The organism is Propionivibrio sp. (genome assembly GCF_029255185.1).
In the GTDB taxonomy this organism is placed as follows: Bacteria; Pseudomonadota; Gammaproteobacteria; order Burkholderiales; family Rhodocyclaceae; genus Propionivibrio.
This window is the reverse complement of the sequence record NZ_JAPUVO010000086.1, coordinates 53,137-70,181: the sequence shown is the minus strand read 5'-3', so window position 1 is coordinate 70,181 and position 17,045 is coordinate 53,137. Positions and strand designations below refer to the sequence as shown.

Genomic DNA, 17,045 nt, shown 5'->3' with positions numbered 1-17,045 from the left:
GTGCGCAAGACAACCGTCGGCGCCACCCCCAGCGACACCCTCTACTTCTACGACCTGGCCGGTCACCTGGTCGCCGAGAGCGACGCCACCGGCGTTATTCAGACCGAATACCTGTGGCTTGAGGATACCCCGCTGGTGGTGCTGCAATGAGGGCTGGGCGCCTGGGTAATTACGACGTATCATCTTGTCGCTTTGGTCATGATCGGAGCGCCGGTTGCTGGCATCAAGATTTAAACGAATCACTTAAATGGAGTTAATTAATATGAGCGAAAGTCTGATCAAAGTCCCACAGGGCGGCCAAAAAATCGTTCCCGGGCAAGCCATTCCGAATAACCCGATCATTCCGTTCATCGAAGGAGACGGCATTGGCGTCGACATCACACCGGTCATGATAAAGGTGGTCGATGCGGCAGTGGCCAAGGCCTACGGTGGCCAGAAGAAAATTTACTGGATGGAAGTCTATGCCGGCGAGAAGTCGACCAAGATGTATGGCGCCGATGTCTGGATGTCCAAGGAAACGCTGGACACCCTGAAGGACTACTCGGTTTCGATCAAGGGCCCGATGACGACGCCGGTCGGCGGCGGTATCCGTTCCTTGAACGTTGCGCTGCGTCAGGAACTCGACCTCTACCAGTGTGTCCGTCCAGTGCAGTACTTCAAGGGCGTTCCCTCGCCGCTGAAGGATCCGACGAAGACCAATATGGTCATTTATCGCGAGAACACCGAAGACATTTATTGCGGTGTCGAGTGGCAATCCGGTAGCGATGCCTGCAAGAAGGTGATCAAATTTCTGCGCGAAGAAATGGGCGTTACCAAGATCCGTTTTCCGGACACCTCGGGTATCGGCATCAAGCCGGTTTCCAAGGAAGGCACCGAGCGCCTGGTGCGTGCGGCGATCAAGTATGCGATCACCAACAAGCGCCGGTCGGTAACGATTGTGCACAAGGGCAACATCATGAAATACACCGAAGGTGGCTTTCGTGACTGGGCCTACGCGCTAGCCAAGAACGAATTCGGTGGCGTCGAGATTGACGGCGGTCCGTGGCTCAAGCTGCCCAACGGCATCATTATCAAGGACGCCATCGCCGACGCTTTTCTCCAGCAGATTCTGCTGCGTCCGGCTGAATACGACGTAATCGCCACCACCAACCTGAACGGGGATTACATCTCCGATGCCCTAGCGGCACAGGTCGGCGGTATCGGCATTGCGCCGGGCGCCAACATCTCCGATCAGTACGCCTGCTTTGAAGCGACGCACGGAACAGCGCCGAAGTATGCCGGCAAGGACTACGTGAACCCCGGTTCGCTGATTCTCTCCGCCGAAATGATGCTGCGTCACCTCGGCTGGCTGGAAGCGGCTGACCTGATCATCAAGTCCATGGAAGCGGCCATCGGCGACAAGGTCGTGACCTACGACTTTGCCCGTTTGATGGACGGCGCCACCGAGGTTTCATGCTCGGGCTTCGGCGATGCGATGATCGCGCGCATGTAAGCTGCGCCTTAAACGCGGCTCAAAAAACCTCCGGGTTCCCTGGAGGTTTTTTTAGATCGAGGTTGCGGCGAGGGTTCAGGCGGTTGCCGTCGAGCTTCTTGTCCAATGACAATGCTTGCCAAACCGCAAACGGTTCCATATTATTGGAACCATGGAAATTGCAAACGCACTCAGCGCACTGGCTGCCCTGGCGCAGGAAAGCCGCCTCGCTGTCTTTCGCCTGCTGGTACGCAACGCTCCTGAGGGGATGACTCCCGGAGTCATCAGCGAGCAGCTCGAGCTGCCGGCGCCAACGTTGTCGTTTCATCTTAAGGCCCTGGCGCAAGCCGGTCTGGTGACGACGGTCCAGGAGGGGCGCTTCGTGCGTTACCGAGCGGAAATAGCGAGCATCAATGCCCTGATTTCTTTTTTAACTGAAGATTGCTGCGGCGGGGATTCCCAGCGCTGCATCACGAAAGGCCAATAAGCATGAGTACGTCCAGTCCGATCAATGTGCTGATTCTTTGTACCGGCAATTCCGCCCGTTCTGTCCTTGGCGAGGCACTCTTCAACCATCTCGGCCACGGCCGTGTTCGCGCCTTTTCGGCCGGCAGCAAGCCCTCCGGCAAGGTCAATCCGCTGGCGTTGGAAACGCTGGAAAAGCACGGCGTCCCCCTGCCGTTCGAAGTGCGCAGCAAATCGTGGGACGAGTTTGCCGCGCCGGGTGCGCCCAGCCTCGATTACATTTTCACCGTTTGTGCCAGCGCTGCCGGCGAGATTTGTCCGATCTGGCCGGGGCATCCGAGCACTGCGCACTGGGGTGTTGACGATCCGGCACATGTCGAGCCGATGGAGGCGCGCCGTGCCGCTTTTGAAGTGGCCTACCAGGCGCTGGAAAAACGCATAAAGGCTTTTCTCGCACTCGATCTGGAGTCGATGTCACGTGCCGATGTGGTAACGGCGGCACGCCTGATACACGAGGCTTGCCAATGAGCGCCAAGTTAGCCGTGGGAGCTTCGTTGAGCGTCTTCGAGCGCTATTTGACGCTCTGGGTCTTTCTCTGCATCGTCGCCGGAATTACCCTCGGACAGACGTTGCCCGGTGTCTTTCAGGCGATTGGTCGCATGGAGTACGCGCAAGTCAATCTGCCGGTCGGTCTGTTGATCTGGGTGATGATCATCCCGATGCTGGTCAAGGTCGATTTCGGCGCGTTGCACGAGGTACGCAAGCACGTCCGAGGCATCGGCGTCACGCTGTTTGTCAACTGGTTGGTCAAGCCCTTCTCGATGGCTTTTCTCGGCTGGCTGTTCATTCGCCAAATCTTTGCCCCGTATCTGCCGGCCGATCAGCTCGACAGTTACATCGCCGGTCTGATCCTGCTCGCTGCCGCGCCGTGCACGGCAATGGTTTTCGTCTGGAGCAGGCTGACCAACGGTGATCCCCTGTTCACCCTCTCGCAGGTGGCGCTCAACGATACGATCATGATCTTTGCCTTTGCGCCGCTGGTTGCCTTCCTGCTCGGCATTTCGGCGATCAGCGTGCCGTGGGATACGCTGTTCACCTCGGTCGTGCTCTACATCGTCATCCCGGTGATTCTCGCCCAGCTTTTGCGCAAGACCCTGCTCAGGGGAGGGCAGGGGGCTTTCGACGCGGCGATGGAAAAAATTGGGCCGTGGTCGATTTCTGCGTTGCTGGCTACGCTGGTTCTGCTCTTCGCTTTCCAGGGCAAGGCCATCATCAAACAGCCGCTGGTTATTGCGCTGATTGCCGTGCCTATCCTGATCCAGGTCTTTTTCAATTCTGCACTCGCCTACTGGCTTAATAAAAAGTTTGGCGAAACCCACTCGGTGGCCTGCCCATCGGCCTTGATCGGCGCCTCAAATTTCTTCGAACTAGCGGTCGCTGCGGCGATCAGCCTGTTCGGTTTTGAATCGGGCGCCGCGCTGGCTACCGTCGTCGGCGTGCTGATCGAGGTGCCGGTGATGCTTCTCGTCGTCAAGGTGGTCAATGCCAGCAAGGGCTGGTACGAGGCCGCGTAATTTCTCCCGTTCTTGCCGCAGTGATTTTATTGTGGCAACAAAGCCTTTCTAAAAGTCCAATAATGTACTATCGTTTTAAATGAGTACATTATTGGACATAAAGGCTGCCACATGAACACCCCACTCCCAGCCGTTGACCCTCACGCCCTTTCTGCCGCCGGGTTAAAGGCTTTTCTTAACATTTCGTCTGCATGGCGCTTGCGCACGGATGATGAAATAAAACTGCTGGGCTACCCCAGTCGGGCGACCTATTTCAATTGGAAACGAAATCCTGAGAAAGCGCGGCTAGGCAGAGATACGCTCGAGAGAATCTCTTACATCCTTGGGATTTACAAGGCCCTGCAAATTCTTCTCCCAGACCCGGTTGCGGCAGACGCCTGGGTAAAAAAAACCAACACAGCAAGTCTGTTTGGCGGTCAGTCTGCTCTCGATAGAATGCTCTCGGGTAACGTTGGTGATTTGTTTGTTGTTCGACAATACCTCGACGCCGCTCGCGGCGGCTGGGCATGATCCCAGCGCTGCCGTTTCCTTCCGTCGAGGTGGAGTGGAAGCCAGCGTACAGGATTACCCCAACTCGCTTTCCGACAATCTATTTGTTCGATCGGGTGGCCAGCCCCTCTGATTTCGAAGCCTTATACGCCTTGGAAGCCATGACCAATCCGAGGCTACGGGAAGAAACCGGGGATCTCTCCATGGTTGCACCAGAAGAAAGGCGCTATGGTCCAGGGAGCGGGCCGATTATGGCTGCATTTACGCACCTAAACCCGATGGGAAGCCGGTTTTCTAATGGGGAGTATGGTGTCTTTTATGCAGGGAAAGAGCGTGAAACCGTTATTGCAGAAACCCGATTCCATTCCGAAATCTTCTTGCAAGCCACCAACGAGGCTCCGACTCGGTTGCAAATGCGACTGTATTTTGTGACGATCAAGGGGGAAGTGATCGACCTGAGAAATGCCGATAGGGACAACCCAGACCTATTGAATCCAAGCTCATACGCAGCAAGCCGACAAATTGGGCAAACAATTCGTCAGGCCGGAGCCAATGGACTTGTCTATTGCAGCGTTAGAAAACAAAACGGGGAGTGCGTCGCAGTGTTTCGCCCAAGAATTCTTTCAGACTGCATCCATGCGGCTCATTTTGAATATCACTGGAATGGGAAAGAAATCGATTACATCACGCAACAAATCGCGGCGTGATCCAGGATGTTGCGCGCTCTGGTAACTGCACCAGTATGTGCGGCTGAAGCCTGGATTCCGGGCTCTGCACCCCAAGGGTATTTCCTACGGGGCACATTCCCTGCGGTCACCTTCGGTCGCCTTCGCCGGAATGACGGCGCCGGTTGATGATGATCCCAATGACATTCATGCAATCGTCCTGGCCTTGAGCAAGACCCACAGGGCGCCGTCGCCGCCGTCGCATGGCGGGGCATGGCAGAAAGCCAGCACATCCTGACGTCGGGCCAGCCAGCCTTTTACGAGTTGGCGCAGGATGCCTTCGCGGCCAGGGGAGCCGTGTCCACGGCCATGCACGATGCGAACGCAACGTTTGCCGGCGCGCTGCGCTTCGGCAAGAAAGAGGTTCACCTCTGCGTGCGCCTGGTGGCGGTTGAAGCCGTGCAAGTCAATGTGCCGCTGGATCGACCAGCGGCCGCGCCGCAGATCACGCAGAACGGTACGCGGCAATCCGCTGCGCAGAAAGGAGTCGGTGTCGCAGATGGCCAGCAGGTCTTCGATGTCAAGCGGGGAATGCAGGGATTCGTTGATCGCTGCGGCTTCGTCAAGTTCGCGCTGGCGCGGGCGTGGGTTGGGCTTGGGCAGTTCAAAGCTGATGCGGTTGGCCGGGCGTAGCGGCGTTGCCCCGTCGACCGCCGCCTTGAACGCCGCGAGATCGTCCGCCTCGTGTCGCTGGCTCATGATGCCAGAGGAAGCACCTTGGCGGGCGGGGGGTGAGTCGTTAATGCGATGCGCATGCTGATCAGCTGGCGAGACTGTCAAGATAGCGCTCGGCATCAAGCGCGGCCATGCAGCCGGTGCCGGCCGAGGTGCAGGCCTGGCGGTAGATGTGATCCTGCACGTCGCCGGCGGCAAATACTCCAGGGATCGAAGTTGCCGTCGCATTGCCCTGGCGTCCGCACTCAGTCACGAGGTAGCCCCCCTCCATTGCCAGTTGTCCGACAAAGAGATCGGTATTCGGCTTGTGGCCGATGGCGATGAAGACGCCCAACAACGGGACGTCTTCGGTCGCACCGGATTTGACGTTCCTGATGCGCATGCCGGTAGCACCGCTCTTGTCGCCCAGAACTTCATCGAGCGCCGAGTTCCACTTGATCGTGACCCTGCCGGCTTTTTCCTTTTCAAAGAGCTTGTCCTGAAGGATTTTTTCGCTGCGCAGCTTGTCGCGGCGATGAACGAGTGTGACGTGGCTGGCGATGTTGGCCAGATAGAGCGCTTCTTCAACTGCCGTATTACCGCCACCGATTACTGCCACCGGCTTGTTCTTGTAAAAGAAACCGTCACAGGTGGCGCAGGCGGAAACGCCGCGACCTGAAAATTCCTCTTCCGACGGTAGTCCGAGATACTGCGCTGAAGCGCCGGTACAAATGATCAGTGCATCGCAGGTGTAGCTTCCGGCATCACCGATCAGCGTGAACGGCTTCTCGGTCAGCTTGGCGGTATGGATGTGGTCAAAAATAATTTCAGTTTCAAAGCGTTTGGCATGCTCCTCGAAACGTTGCATCAGTTCCGGCCCCTGCACGCCCTGGGCGTCGGCCGGCCAGTTGTCCACATCGGTGGTGGTCATTAACTGCCCTCCCTGCGCCATCCCGGTGATCAGCACCGGTTTGAGGTTGGCGCGGGCGGCGTAAACTGCGGCCGTATAGCCGGCGGGACCGGAGCCAAGAATCAGTAGGCGGCAATGGCGTGTTGTTTGAGTCATTTTTCTTTCCTTCGCGGCAAAATGATAAGGAAATTATAACCGGCAATGGGCGACACCCTTGCTGCTCTGCCGAAGCGATGACGGATAAAAGGGATTTCACCAAAGCGCTGATTGAAAACGTCGATCTCTGCCTGCATGAAAAATGCATACCTCTTTCAACGCAGAGATCGCAGAGACGCAGAGATCGCAGAGACGATAGTTTTTCTTCCCTCTGCGCCCTTTGCGTCTCTGCGTTGAGAGCGTTTTGTTTTTCCAGACGCTGCCAATTTCAATGGGCATTCATGCAAGTGCTCTGCGATTAAACCCCGGTTTAAGCGCTCCATACCCGCAGCCGGCTATAATCCCTCATTTGCATAGCTTCTATTGAGATTAATGGCTTCGCGGCTCAAAACCACTGGCAGGATCGGCAGCACAGCAGACGCGCCCAGCCCGCTCCCCGAGAAGATCGCGGTCGTTCTCCAGGAATCGCGCTGGTTGGCGCTGGTCGCCCTGGCCGCATTTCTTGGTCTGGCGCTGTGGGGCTACCAGCGTGGTGATCCGGGCTGGTCGCATGCTGTGCAGGGGGCGTCCCTGCACAACCCGGCCGGTCGTGGCGGAGCCTGGCTGGCCGATCTGCTGCTTTATGTATTTGGTCTTTCGGCCTGGTGGTGGGTCGTTCTGCTGATGGCCATTGTCTGGTGGGGGTATCGCCGGCTCGATGGTTTGCGCACGGCGGATCGACGCCCCCTGTACATCGCACTGGTCGGTTTTCTGGTCCTGATTATTGCCAGCAGCGCTCTTGAAGCGCTGCGCTTTTACACGCTCAAGGCGCCGTTACCGCTGGCGCCCGGCGGCATGTTGGGCATCGAGGTCGGTCGGTTGTCGGTGCGCTATCTGGGCTATACCGGCGCAACCCTGACCCTGATTTCCGCCTTGGCGCTCGGTTGGAGCGTTTTTTCGGGAATATCGTGGATTTCTGCCGTTGAGTGTTTCGGCGCCTTGCTCGAAAGCGCGTATGTTGGCGGACGCGACCTGCTCGACCGCCTGCAGGATAGGCGCATCGGACGTGAAGTGGCGCGCGAGCGCGAAGCGGTGGTCGAAGTCGAGAAACGCCGGGTTGGAACCCATGAAGCGATTTTTATTGAAAAGCCTGAGCCGGCAGCACCGATACCGGCCAAGGTTGAAAAGCGGATCGAGCGCGAGCGCCAGGTGCCGCTTTTCCCCGAGGCAGTCATCGGTGGCCTGCTGCCGCCGTTGCACCTGCTCGAACCGGCCGCGCCGCAGACCGATCGCGTCAGCCCGGAAACATTGGAATACACCTCGCGCTTGATTGAACGCAAGCTCGCCGATTTTGGCGTTCTGGTTCGGGTGTTGGCAGCCTACCCGGGCCCGGTGATCACCCGTTACGAAATCGAACCGGCAGTCGGGGTGAAGGGCGCGCAGATTGTCAATCTGGCGAAGGACGTGGCGCGTGCGCTGTCGATGGTCTCGATTCGTGTGGTCGAGACGGTGCCCGGGAAATCCTGCATGGCGCTTGAGCTTCCGAATGCCAGGCGGCAGATCGTGCGGCTGTCGGAGATCATATCGAGCAGCGCTTATCACGACATGAGCTCGCCGCTGGCGATGACGCTTGGCAAGGATATCGGCGGTCATCCGGTGGTTGTCGATCTGGCCAAGATGCCACATCTGCTGGTCGCCGGGACAACCGGTTCGGGCAAGTCGGTCGGTATCAACGCGATGATTCTTTCCCTGCTCTACAAGTCCGAGCCGGACAAGGTGCGCCTGATCCTGGTTGATCCGAAAATGCTTGAACTGTCGATCTACGATGGCATTCCGCATCTGTTGACGCCGGTGGTAGTGGATATGAAGCATGCCGCCAACGCGCTTAACTGGTGCGTTGGCGAAATGGAAAAGCGCTACAAGCTGATGTCGGCAATGGGTGTGCGCAATATCGCCGGCCTCAACCACCGCATCAAGGACGCCGAGAAGGCCGGAAGGAAGCTGCACAATCCTTTTTCACTGACGCCGGATGCGCCCGAGCCGTTGCTCTCAATGCCCCACATCGTTGTCGTTATCGACGAGCTGGCCGATCTGATGATGGTCGCCGGCAAGAAGGTCGAGCAACTGATTGCACGTCTGGCGCAGAAAGCGCGGGCGGCGGGAATTCACCTCATTTTGGCAACGCAGCGGCCGTCGGTCGATGTGATTACCGGCCTGATCAAGGCCAACATCCCGACCCGCATGTCCTTCCAGGTCTCGTCGAAGATCGATTCGCGCACCATCCTCGACCAGATGGGCGCTGAGGCACTGCTCGGCCAGGGTGACATGCTCTATCTGGCGCCGGGAACCGGTTATCCGACACGCGTGCATGGCGCGTTTGTTGCCGACGAGGAAGTGCATCACGTGGTCGATTACCTCAAGCGTGCCGGCGCCCCCGACTATGTCGAGGGGGTATTGACCGGCGCCGGGCTCGACGATGATGACGAGAGCGACGGTGCTGACGGAGGGGGGCAGGCCGCTGGCGAGGGCGAGTCGGACTCGCTCTACGATCAGGCTGTGCAGATCGTTCTGAAGAACCGCCGCGCGTCGATCTCGCTGGTTCAGCGCCATCTGCGCATCGGCTACAACCGCTCGGCGCGACTGATCGAAGCCATGGAGAAAGCCGGGCTAGTATCAGCCATGGATGGGCGCGGCGGTCGCGAGGTCATCGCGCGCCAGGAAGAGAATTGATGAGAAGTTTTGTTTGCGCGCTGCTCTGTCTGGCCGCTGCTCAAGTTGCCCATGCCGGCGCCATCGACAAGCTGCACCGTTTTCTCGAAACGACGAAAACCTTGCGTGCTGATTTCGCGCAGATCGTTGTCGCCAAAAACGGGAAAAAGCCGCAGCAGTCGCTCGGGGTGATGATGATCTCGCGGCCTGGAAAGTTCCGCTGGCAGATTGATAAACCGTACAGCCAACTACTGGTTGGCGATGGCGAAAGAGTCTGGATCTATGACGCGGATCTGCGTCAGGTGACGGTCAAGAAGTTCGATGCCGCGTTGGGCAGCACGCCGGCGGCACTGCTGGTTGGCGGCAATACACTCGATAAAAATTTTATCTTGCGCGAAGTCGGCGAGAGGGAAGGGCTGGAGTGGCTCGAAGCGATTCCAAAATCGCCGGACAGCGGTTTCGAAAAATTGCAGATGGGATTTTCCGGAAGTGACCTGAAGGCCATGGAACTGTTCGACAACTTCGGCCAGACGACCTCGTTGTTCTTCTCGCATCTCGAACGCAATTCGCAGATTGCTCCCGCACTTTTTCGTTTTGTGCCGGCTGCTGGCGTCGATGTCATCGGTGAGTGACCTTTTTACCCAAGCGCATGCGGCGCCGCTCGCCGAAGCGTTAAGGCCAGCGACGCTCGACGAGGTGATCGGCCAGCAGCACTTGCTCGGCCCGGGCAAGCCGCTGCGCCTGGCGTTCGAAGCCCGCAAGCTGCACTCGCTGATTCTCTGGGGGCCGCCCGGTGTCGGCAAGACGACGCTGGCGCGCCTGATGGCCGATGCCTTCGACGCCGAGTTCATGGCGCTGTCGGCGGTGTTTTCCGGGGTCAAGGATATCCGCGAGGCCGTCGCGCGCGCCGAGGCGACAAGGGCGCAGCATGGTCGGCCGACCATTCTCTTCGTCGACGAAGTTCATCGTTTCAACAAATATATAAAAGTTGTTGTAAATCAACGACTTAAAAATATATTTTGTGCCTTTTTTGTGCCTTGGCACAACTTTCAGGCTCGTAGCAGCATGATTTTAGGGCAGGTTCAACATGGCTGACTTGTTCGAAAAATCGCCTGTTGCGCCCTTGGCTGAAGCCCTGAGACCCAAGGTTTTGGACGAAGTGATTGGGCAGTCGCACCTGCTTGGGGAAGGTAAGCCCCTGAAGCTTGCCTTCCAGTCCGGCAAACCGCACTCAATGATTTTCTGGGGACCACCTGGGGTCGGAAAAACCACTTTGGCAAGACTGACCGCCAAAGCTTTTGCCTGTGAGTTCATTGCATTATCGGCCGTGTTCTCTGGGGTAAAAGACATCCGTGCAGCGATGGAACAGGCCGAGCAAAACCTTGCCCAAGGTAAGCACACCATCTTGTTCGTGGATGAGATTCACCGATTTAATAAGTCACAACAAGATGCGCTACTGCCTTATGCAGAGTCTGGGCTTGTAACCTTCATCGGTGCGACAACAGAAAATCCTTCGTTTGAAGTCAATTCTGCTTTGTTGTCCCGATCTCAAGTCTATGTTCTGAAGTCTCTGACGGACGATGAGTTGAAGGAACTGTTCGTCAGGGCAAGAGAAACGGTACTGGGTCATCTGACCTTTGACGAGCTGTCCATTGAAACACTTGTCGGTTATGCGGATGGTGATGCCCGTAGATTCCTGAACCTGCTGGAACAGTGCAGTACAGCAGCCGGGGCTGCTGGGGTTACGAACATTGATGCGGACTTCATCAAGAATGCTCTGTCATTGAACTCGCGGAGGTTTGACAAGGGCGGGGACAACTTCTATGACCAGATTTCCGCCCTGCACAAATCAGTCAGGGGTTCAAATCCTGACGCTGCCCTTTATTGGCTGTCCAGAATGCTGGATGGCGGGGCAGACCCAAGATACCTGGCTCGTCGCATTGTTCGCATGGCTTGGGAAGACATTGGGTTAGCTGATCCAAGAGCAATGCAGATCGCCAACGATGCAGCCCTGACTTATGAACGCCTGGGTAGTCCAGAAGGTGAGCTGGCACTTGGACAGGCGGTGATTTATCTGGCGATTGCAGCTAAGAGCAATGCAGGCTACATGGCCTATAACAAGGCTCGTGCCTTCGTGAAGCAGGACAAGAGCCGTGAAGTTCCCGTTCATCTCAGGAATGCTCCTACCAAACTGATGAAGGAACTAGGCTATGGGCATGCATACAGATACGCCCATGACGAACCTAATGCTTATGCTGCGGGTGAAACCTATTTTCCTGATGGGGTGGCTGAACCGAGTTGGTATCAACCAGTTCCTAGAGGATTGGAAACCAAGATTGGTGAGAAGTTGAACCAGCTGAAAAAGTGGGATGAAGAAGCTGGTAAGAAGTAGTAAGCTGTAGGAAAAATTCCAAAGGGATAGAATAAGTGAAAAAAACCGAACGTTTGGTGTTCTTCTACGATCTCGCCATTGTTGCAGAGTCTCGGACCTTCAAAGCCCCGAAACCAATCTCAGTCAGAAAAGCTTTTGAATTGATGGAGCTTGTCCCTATTGAACAGCGCATCAAAGAGATGTCAAAGGGGCGAGAACAACTCTATGTGTCTGACTGGAAGCGTGATGGTGACATCATCAGCATCTTGGTAAATAAATCAGACAAAGGAATGTCTGATCCAGTTTTTACCATTCCAAAAGAAAAGAAGAGGCGTACAGCAGAAAAACAAGAAAAGGAAGGGCAAGACTTTTCTGTTCATATTGTTGTGCAGCTTTCTCAAAACGAACTAGACCCAGCATTGGTGCTGATTGAATATTGCACTGGACTTGGCATGTTCGTGGTTCAGCGATTGTTCAATCAGATTCTTCATGATGCAAAGGGACTTTCCCCACAAGATTTTGAACAGAATCATCCAGATGGTTCAGTCGATGATGCAGGTAAGCCTAAGAAATACAATGTGGTCTTCAAATGCCAGTTTGATGGACACATTTCTGATGATTTGAAGTATGACTTGGATAACGGAAAAATCCAGTCAATTGAACTCATCACGGAAAAGGAGAAGTACACAAATATTGATGAGGATGGCTATATTCAGGAGAAGTGCAAAACTCTTGTTTTGACTCTGAAGGATGAAGATAAGCCGGTTAAAGATAAATTTAATCGGATGAAGAAAGTCTTCACTAATAAAAAAGATGACTATAGTCGTGCCCGCATCAAGTTCAAGACGCCTACTGGTGTTGATAGAACTGTGGAGATGGACACAGATGATGCTTCTGCACAGGGCTATGTCAAGAAAGAGAAGTTGGATGATTTTGATTTTGACTTAAAATCATCCTATGACAAGTTTTGCGATGCCATTCTTGGGAAGATGAAAGAACTGCTAGTGCCGGAGGCATAATGTTCAGACATTTACTTAGACCACTTTCCTATCTATCCATAGAGCACAAGCAGAAATGGATAGTGGATTGGGTGTACCCTCTGGTTTTGGCTGCTCTATCAACTGGACTTTTGTTTTATCTGAAGAAATTCGGAACAGTCACACTCTATGCTGATGGTGCTTTGATTGCCAAAATTCTTGGTTTCGTTCAAGGCTTGCCTGGTTTTTACATTGCAGCACTAGCTGCGATTGCTACCTTCAACAAGATGGACATTGATAAGACAATGCCCAAGCCAGCACCGAAACTGGACATTGTGGTCCAAGGTCAAATTGTACCGATTGAGCTAACAAGAAGACGTTTTCTGTGTTCAATGTTTGCTTTCTTGACTGCTGAGAGCCTAATTCTCATTGTTCTTGCTATTTTTGGACAGGCTATCTATCTGCCAACCAAAGCAATCATTCCAGAGAATTACCATACGCTGGTGTCTGCATCCTACATGTTGATTTTCTTGTTTGTATTCTGGCAGATGCTTATAACGAGCTTTTGGGGACTGTTCTATCTTGGGGATAGGCTTCACCAGCCTGATCAGTGAAGGTGGAGTTTTTCAGGATAGACGGTTCGTTTCTTGACATTAGTATTCTATTTCTTATGGTTATTTGTAATAACTACATGAGATATAGATGGCTTACAAGAAACAATATCAAAAAAAAGAAATTGCAAAAACTGAAGAGCGAGACTATCAGCAAGAACTTACAAATAAGTTCATTGCTCGTATAGAAGAAGCCATTTCCTGTGAAGAAAACGGCTTGAAGTGGGAAAAACCATTCTTTAGCTGTAACGAGTGGCCTAGAAATGCCCTGACTGGTGAAAAGTATCACGGGGGAAATGTGGCAACACTGATCACCGAAGAATTCAGTGATCCCCGTTGGATGACCTTTGTTCAAATGCAAGAAATCTCTCGCTCTATGAATGCTCCGTTGCATATCAAGAAAGGTTCAAAAGCGAGCTACATCATGAAGGTTGTGCCTGCTTATCAAAAAGATAGTGATGGCAATGTAATGAAAAATGAACAAGGTAAGGCATTTCCTATCCTTGATGAGAAGGGAAATCCAAAGATAGGATTCAAGTGGTATCCCGTCTTCAATGCCAGTCAGATTGAAGGCATGCCCCCTTACATTCAAGTCGGTAAAGAAGTAAAACCGGCTGAAGAAATCGAGTTGCTTTCCAAGGCGTTGCAGGAGAGAACCGATCTCAAAGTCGAACACTCTGGGATGTCTCGTGCCTACTATTCTTCATCCAAGCACTTGGTTCATATGCCCGATCCCAGTCTGTTCAAAAGTAGTGAAGCCTATGCCGATACCTTGCTTCATGAATTTGGGCATAGCACAGGGCCTGCGCTCGGCAGAAAGATGGGAAATGGCTTTGGGACTACCGAATATGCCAAAGAAGAGCTAATCGCTGAGCTCACTTCATCGTTCATGGCTGTTGAGCTTGGCATTGCCCACAATCCTTCTGGTCATGAAAACCATGCGGCTTACTTGAGATCGTGGCTTGCTGCCCTACAAGACGATAAAACCTTGATTACCAAGGCGGCGAATCAGGCATCCAAGGCAACTGAATACCAGATGGAACATCTGGAAGCCTACAAGTTGAACCTTGAACAGAAGAACGAACAGGCTCAAGCAATGGCGGATCGTGCGATTGCCAATGCCCAAAAAAGCACAGCTATCAGTATCTAGGTCAGGTGCTGACCTCAGTGGTGTGACAAATAGTCCCTAGCATGTTTCCGCAATGAGACAATCAGCAAGCAATGGCAATCAAAATTCTCATCTTCAATCGCGGTGTAGCTGCGGCACTCGGTTCAGCCTTTTTGTTTGGTGCTAGTGCTCCTATCGCCAAATGGCTGCTTCAAGATGTTAGCCCTTGGATGCTCGCCGGACTGTTTTATCTCGGCTCAGGGATAGGATTGAGCATCTATCGCATCGTCACCCATGCCCGAACAGTTTTGCTTAAGAGCGAAGAGATTGGCTGGCTGGCAGGTGCTATTCTGACTGGCGGAGTTGCCGGGCCGGTACTGCTCATGTTCGGCTTAACTGGTATGCCGGCTTCCGGTGCTGCACTTTTGCTAAATGCCGAGGGCGTGCTGACAGCGGTAATTGCCTGGGCAGTCTTCAAGGAGAATTTTGACCGACGTATCGGGTTAGGGATGTTGGCCATAGCTAGTGGAGCATTGATTCTAAGTTGGCCCGGTGAGGCTAGGTTTACCGGGGCTTTTCCTGCCATGGCGATAATAGGTGCCTGTCTTTGTTGGGCTATCGACAACAACCTGACTCGAAAGGTGGCACTGGCTGATGCGACCTGGATTGCGGCGGTAAAAGGGACCGTTGCAGGCAGTGCAAATCTTGTGCTGGCATGGGTAATGGGTTCTGGGTTGCCAAGTTTCTGGACAGTTCAATCAGCGATGGTTGTAGGTCTGTTGGCCTATGGAGTGAGCCTTGTGCTGTTCGTAGTCGGCATGCGACACCTAGGTACGGCCCGTACCGGGGCTTATTTCTCTGTAGCACCTTTCTTCGGGGCCATGCTGGCTCTTTTGAGCGGAGAGCCCGTTACTGTTCCAATTATTGTTGCTGGCGTGCTAATGGCATTTGGTATTTGGTTGCACCTGACAGAACGACATGAGCATGAGCATGCCCACGAAGCGATGGAGCACAGCCACGAGCATACCCACGACGAACACCATCAGCACTCACATGGTTTCTCAGTTGAGCTGGGTAAAAAACATGTTCATTTACACCGGCACGAGCCAATGGTACACATCCATGCCCATTTTCCCGATGCTCATCACCGTGGGCATAGCCACTAACGACTAGATACTTTTTCCGTTGGTCGTGAAATGCACTACGGGGTATTTCTCAACGGACTAGTGCCTTTCCCTGTGTCTTGTCAGTGGCTAAAGTCGGTTGCTTAACTATTGCTGGGTAGAGATTTTCGGTCTTCAACTCAGCCAGCCATTCCGGTCCAAACTGGTTACGAACCTGTTGTAACAAAGCAGACTGCTGACTATCCACCCCCTTATAGCTACCAGTGGTCCAGGCGATATTCAGCTTTTCCTTCCAAGCCTTGCCGCTCTTCTCGCTGTAAGCCTTCAATGCTTCTCGCTGATCGTTGGTCAAGGTTGCCATGCTGGCAAGAGAAATCTGCTTGGGTTGGTAGTCCTTGGCGGTGATCCTGCCCAATTCGTCGTAGCGAAGATATTTGTGGCTTCCTACTGGGAATTTGCTCTGTAAGGTTTCTTCGCGGTTGGCAAACTCATCCTTCCCTTGCAATAGCTTGGTGCTGTGGATGACACGGATGAAAACCTTGTCGTCGTTCTCGCCCGCCGACTGGGCAACGAAGAATTTTCCGCTGTGGAGGATTTCTCCCACGGCAAAGCCTTTGGTGGGGGCTTTGTAGATGAAAGCCACGGCTTTGTTGTCGTGGGTCTGGTTGAAGGACAAGACCGATTCCATGGTTTCTCGCTCGCTGGCAATTTCCTTGGCAATGCTTCTGGCACTATTGATCTTGTAGTTGAAGCTTTTGATCTGTTCGTCGGTCGCCAGATTTTCAAGAGGGACTTCATAGACGGCTCGCTTGATGTCGGTTTGTTCAATTCGTTTAGCAAAGGCATGCTTCTCATCTTTGCTATGAAATTGCCAATACACATCGTAGCTGTTTGGAAGATCAACAAGGTATCGTTGATTTTCAGGATCAGCCACTACATTGACGCCATCTTGTTCGCCTGTCTGTATTTTTATTGATTTTGTGCTCATGATTTTCACCTTTGGTTGTGATGTACAAATAACAGCCAAAAATGAAAAGTCAAACAAAATTAGAAGAGTGGTAACTATAGCTATTGAAATTTGTTTTGTTTTTTGTATGTTGATTGAAAAAGGAAATCACATGCAAGAAGATGTTGAGGGAGAAAGTTTCAGGAACAAGATACTTGCTATGCTTCCTGAAGAAAGAAAGCTTGACTTCATGAAGGTCATCAATGATGCAGGTTTAAGGTCAGATGATGAAGTCTTTGCTCTTCTTTATGTTATGGGATACATCAAGACACTTTATGAAGATATGCCCGATGCTGTAGAGCAAATGAATCATGTAGTCTGGCAAATGTCCGAATCGCTTGAAACAGCGATACAGGCAAACTTGAAGAAGAATATTGATTCAATGAAAATTGAAATGCACGCGCACAGTAGCCATGTCGCAAGGGATATTCAGAACATAAGTCATCATTTCGCCCAACTGCTACAGGCACACGATGAAAAAATTCAAAGCTACGCCAGTTTGCTTGATGCAGAAAACGAGAAGCTACGTGAGAAGAGTCGCCACTTGTTTATCAGTGCCATGCGATCTAAGCTTCCCGATCTGATTGAGCCCTACCTTCAGCAGATGGTGGATGCTCCCTATACCTTGAAAAGAATTGCTCGTGATTTTTTGGTCTGGTCATCCAGCATGACGGTTGTGCTGGTCGGCTATGAGCTGATTAAACGATGGCACTGAT

Annotated in this window: 19 protein-coding genes; 15 read left to right on the top strand and 4 right to left on the bottom strand. The window is 53.3% G+C overall.

Annotated elements, in window-relative coordinates:
- Positions 1 to 262: 262 nt before the first annotated feature.
- The 6 genes from icd to Q1J43_RS06105 all read left to right on the top strand — a co-directional run bounded on the left by icd (position 263) and on the right by Q1J43_RS06105 (position 4,706).
- Entirely contained in the window at positions 263 to 1,492 is a 1,230-nt protein-coding gene (gene icd, locus Q1J43_RS06130; protein ID WP_301101525.1) for an NADP-dependent isocitrate dehydrogenase, read from the top strand.
- Between the two features lie 151 nt (positions 1,493 to 1,643).
- Positions 1,644 to 1,958, top strand: a complete 315-nt coding sequence (locus Q1J43_RS06125; protein ID WP_366141851.1) for a metalloregulator ArsR/SmtB family transcription factor — start codon at positions 1,644 to 1,646, stop codon at positions 1,956 to 1,958.
- Between the two features lie 2 nt (positions 1,959 to 1,960).
- Entirely contained in the window at positions 1,961 to 2,464 is a 504-nt protein-coding gene (locus tag Q1J43_RS06120; RefSeq protein ID WP_301101523.1) for an arsenate reductase ArsC, read from the top strand.
- Positions 2,461 to 3,510, top strand: coding sequence for an ACR3 family arsenite efflux transporter (arsB, locus tag Q1J43_RS06115; RefSeq protein ID WP_301101522.1), 1,050 nt, complete (start codon positions 2,461 to 2,463; stop codon positions 3,508 to 3,510). The genes Q1J43_RS06120 and arsB overlap by 4 nt, the downstream gene beginning before the upstream one ends.
- A 111-nt stretch (positions 3,511 to 3,621) precedes the next feature.
- Entirely contained in the window at positions 3,622 to 4,020 is a 399-nt protein-coding gene (locus tag Q1J43_RS06110; RefSeq protein ID WP_301101520.1) for an MbcA/ParS/Xre antitoxin family protein, read from the top strand.
- Entirely contained in the window at positions 4,017 to 4,706 is a 690-nt protein-coding gene (locus tag Q1J43_RS06105; protein WP_301101519.1) for an RES family NAD+ phosphorylase, read from the top strand. The genes Q1J43_RS06110 and Q1J43_RS06105 overlap by 4 nt, the downstream gene beginning before the upstream one ends.
- Before the next feature lie 165 nt (positions 4,707 to 4,871).
- Here Q1J43_RS06105 and Q1J43_RS06100 read toward each other — a convergent pair whose 3' ends face one another.
- The 3 genes from Q1J43_RS06100 to Q1J43_RS06090 form a co-directional block, all read right to left on the bottom strand.
- Positions 4,872 to 5,423: a Smr/MutS family protein gene (locus tag Q1J43_RS06100; protein ID WP_301101518.1), complete on the bottom strand. Its 552-nt coding sequence runs from the start codon at positions 5,421 to 5,423 to the stop codon at positions 4,872 to 4,874.
- Positions 5,424 to 5,484: 61 nt separating this feature from the next.
- Positions 5,485 to 6,444: a thioredoxin-disulfide reductase gene (gene trxB / locus Q1J43_RS06095; RefSeq protein ID WP_301101517.1), complete on the bottom strand. Its 960-nt coding sequence runs from the start codon at positions 6,442 to 6,444 to the stop codon at positions 5,485 to 5,487.
- Positions 6,441 to 6,581 carry a hypothetical protein gene (locus Q1J43_RS06090; protein WP_301101516.1) on the bottom strand — a complete coding sequence of 47 codons (141 nt, stop codon included), beginning with the start codon at positions 6,579 to 6,581 and terminating at the stop codon, positions 6,441 to 6,443. The genes trxB and Q1J43_RS06090 overlap by 4 nt, the downstream gene beginning before the upstream one ends.
- A gap of 235 nt (positions 6,582 to 6,816) precedes the next feature.
- Between Q1J43_RS06090 and Q1J43_RS06085 the strand changes: the two genes are divergently transcribed.
- The 8 genes from Q1J43_RS06085 (at position 6,817) to Q1J43_RS06050 (ending at position 15,365) form a co-directional block, all read left to right on the top strand.
- Complete coding sequence (locus Q1J43_RS06085) at positions 6,817 to 9,153, top strand: DNA translocase FtsK (RefSeq protein ID WP_301101515.1); 2,337 nt, start codon at positions 6,817 to 6,819, stop codon at positions 9,151 to 9,153.
- Complete coding sequence (lolA, locus tag Q1J43_RS06080; protein ID WP_301101513.1) at positions 9,153 to 9,764, top strand: outer membrane lipoprotein chaperone LolA; 612 nt, start codon at positions 9,153 to 9,155, stop codon at positions 9,762 to 9,764. The genes Q1J43_RS06085 and lolA overlap by 1 nt, the downstream gene beginning before the upstream one ends.
- Positions 9,748 to 10,227: an AAA family ATPase gene (locus Q1J43_RS06075; RefSeq protein ID WP_301101511.1), complete on the top strand. Its 480-nt coding sequence runs from the start codon at positions 9,748 to 9,750 to the stop codon at positions 10,225 to 10,227. Before lolA ends, Q1J43_RS06075 begins: the two co-directional genes overlap by 17 nt.
- The gene (locus Q1J43_RS06070; RefSeq protein ID WP_301101510.1) at positions 10,220 to 11,524 is read left to right on the top strand and encodes a replication-associated recombination protein A; all 1,305 of its coding nucleotides are present in this window, start codon (positions 10,220 to 10,222) and stop codon (positions 11,522 to 11,524) included. Before Q1J43_RS06075 ends, Q1J43_RS06070 begins: the two co-directional genes overlap by 8 nt.
- A 35-nt stretch (positions 11,525 to 11,559) precedes the next feature.
- Complete coding sequence (locus Q1J43_RS06065) at positions 11,560 to 12,522, top strand: hypothetical protein (protein ID WP_301101509.1); 963 nt, start codon at positions 11,560 to 11,562, stop codon at positions 12,520 to 12,522.
- Positions 12,522 to 13,094, top strand: coding sequence for a hypothetical protein (locus tag Q1J43_RS06060; RefSeq protein ID WP_301101508.1), 573 nt, complete (start codon positions 12,522 to 12,524; stop codon positions 13,092 to 13,094). Before Q1J43_RS06065 ends, Q1J43_RS06060 begins: the two co-directional genes overlap by 1 nt.
- An 88-nt stretch (positions 13,095 to 13,182) precedes the next feature.
- A complete protein-coding gene (locus Q1J43_RS06055; protein WP_301101506.1) occupies positions 13,183 to 14,241 on the top strand; it encodes a zincin-like metallopeptidase domain-containing protein in 1,059 nt (352 codons plus the stop codon).
- Between the two features lie 71 nt (positions 14,242 to 14,312).
- On the top strand, positions 14,313 to 15,365 hold the full coding sequence (locus Q1J43_RS06050; RefSeq protein WP_301101505.1) for a DMT family transporter: 1,053 nt from the start codon (positions 14,313 to 14,315) through the stop codon (positions 15,363 to 15,365).
- A gap of 49 nt (positions 15,366 to 15,414) precedes the next feature.
- On the opposite strand, the gene Q1J43_RS06045 is transcribed toward Q1J43_RS06050, so the two are convergent.
- Complete coding sequence (locus tag Q1J43_RS06045) at positions 15,415 to 16,311, bottom strand: hypothetical protein (RefSeq protein WP_301101504.1); 897 nt, start codon at positions 16,309 to 16,311, stop codon at positions 15,415 to 15,417.
- Here Q1J43_RS06045 and Q1J43_RS06040 point away from each other — a divergent pair.
- Positions 16,310 to 17,044, top strand: coding sequence for a hypothetical protein (locus Q1J43_RS06040; RefSeq protein WP_301101503.1), 735 nt, complete (start codon positions 16,310 to 16,312; stop codon positions 17,042 to 17,044). The genes Q1J43_RS06045 and Q1J43_RS06040 overlap by 2 nt on opposite strands.
- Position 17,045: the final 1 nt, after the last annotated feature.

Bases quoted from the DNA above. Each gene is read 5' to 3' on its own strand.
- Q1J43_RS06090 (WP_301101516.1), bottom strand. From the start codon at position 6,581: ATGCAGGCAGAGATCGACGTTTTCAATCAGCGCTTTGGTGAAATCCCT.
- Q1J43_RS06085 (WP_301101515.1), top strand. From the start codon at position 6,817: ATGGCTTCGCGGCTCAAAACCACTGGCAGGATCGGCAGCACAGCAGAC.
- trxB (WP_301101517.1), bottom strand. From the start codon at position 6,444: ATGACTCAAACAACACGCCATTGCCGCCTACTGATTCTTGGCTCCGGT.
- Q1J43_RS06070 (WP_301101510.1), top strand. From the start codon at position 10,220: ATGGCTGACTTGTTCGAAAAATCGCCTGTTGCGCCCTTGGCTGAAGCC.
- Q1J43_RS06050 (WP_301101505.1), top strand. From the start codon at position 14,313: ATGGCAATCAAAATTCTCATCTTCAATCGCGGTGTAGCTGCGGCACTC.
- Q1J43_RS06120 (WP_301101523.1), top strand. From the start codon at position 1,961: ATGAGTACGTCCAGTCCGATCAATGTGCTGATTCTTTGTACCGGCAAT.
- Q1J43_RS06055 (WP_301101506.1), top strand. From the start codon at position 13,183: ATGGCTTACAAGAAACAATATCAAAAAAAAGAAATTGCAAAAACTGAA.
- Q1J43_RS06125 (WP_366141851.1), top strand. From the start codon at position 1,644: ATGGAAATTGCAAACGCACTCAGCGCACTGGCTGCCCTGGCGCAGGAA.
- Q1J43_RS06040 (WP_301101503.1), top strand. From the start codon at position 16,310: ATGATTTTCACCTTTGGTTGTGATGTACAAATAACAGCCAAAAATGAA.
- Q1J43_RS06110 (WP_301101520.1), top strand. From the start codon at position 3,622: ATGAACACCCCACTCCCAGCCGTTGACCCTCACGCCCTTTCTGCCGCC.
- Q1J43_RS06075 (WP_301101511.1), top strand. From the start codon at position 9,748: ATGTCATCGGTGAGTGACCTTTTTACCCAAGCGCATGCGGCGCCGCTC.
- arsB (WP_301101522.1), top strand. From the start codon at position 2,461: ATGAGCGCCAAGTTAGCCGTGGGAGCTTCGTTGAGCGTCTTCGAGCGC.
- Q1J43_RS06105 (WP_301101519.1), top strand. From the start codon at position 4,017: ATGATCCCAGCGCTGCCGTTTCCTTCCGTCGAGGTGGAGTGGAAGCCA.
- icd (WP_301101525.1), top strand. From the start codon at position 263: ATGAGCGAAAGTCTGATCAAAGTCCCACAGGGCGGCCAAAAAATCGTT.
- Q1J43_RS06060 (WP_301101508.1), top strand. From the start codon at position 12,522: ATGTTCAGACATTTACTTAGACCACTTTCCTATCTATCCATAGAGCAC.
- Q1J43_RS06100 (WP_301101518.1), bottom strand. From the start codon at position 5,423: ATGAGCCAGCGACACGAGGCGGACGATCTCGCGGCGTTCAAGGCGGCG.
- Q1J43_RS06045 (WP_301101504.1), bottom strand. From the start codon at position 16,311: ATGAGCACAAAATCAATAAAAATACAGACAGGCGAACAAGATGGCGTC.
- lolA (WP_301101513.1), top strand. From the start codon at position 9,153: ATGAGAAGTTTTGTTTGCGCGCTGCTCTGTCTGGCCGCTGCTCAAGTT.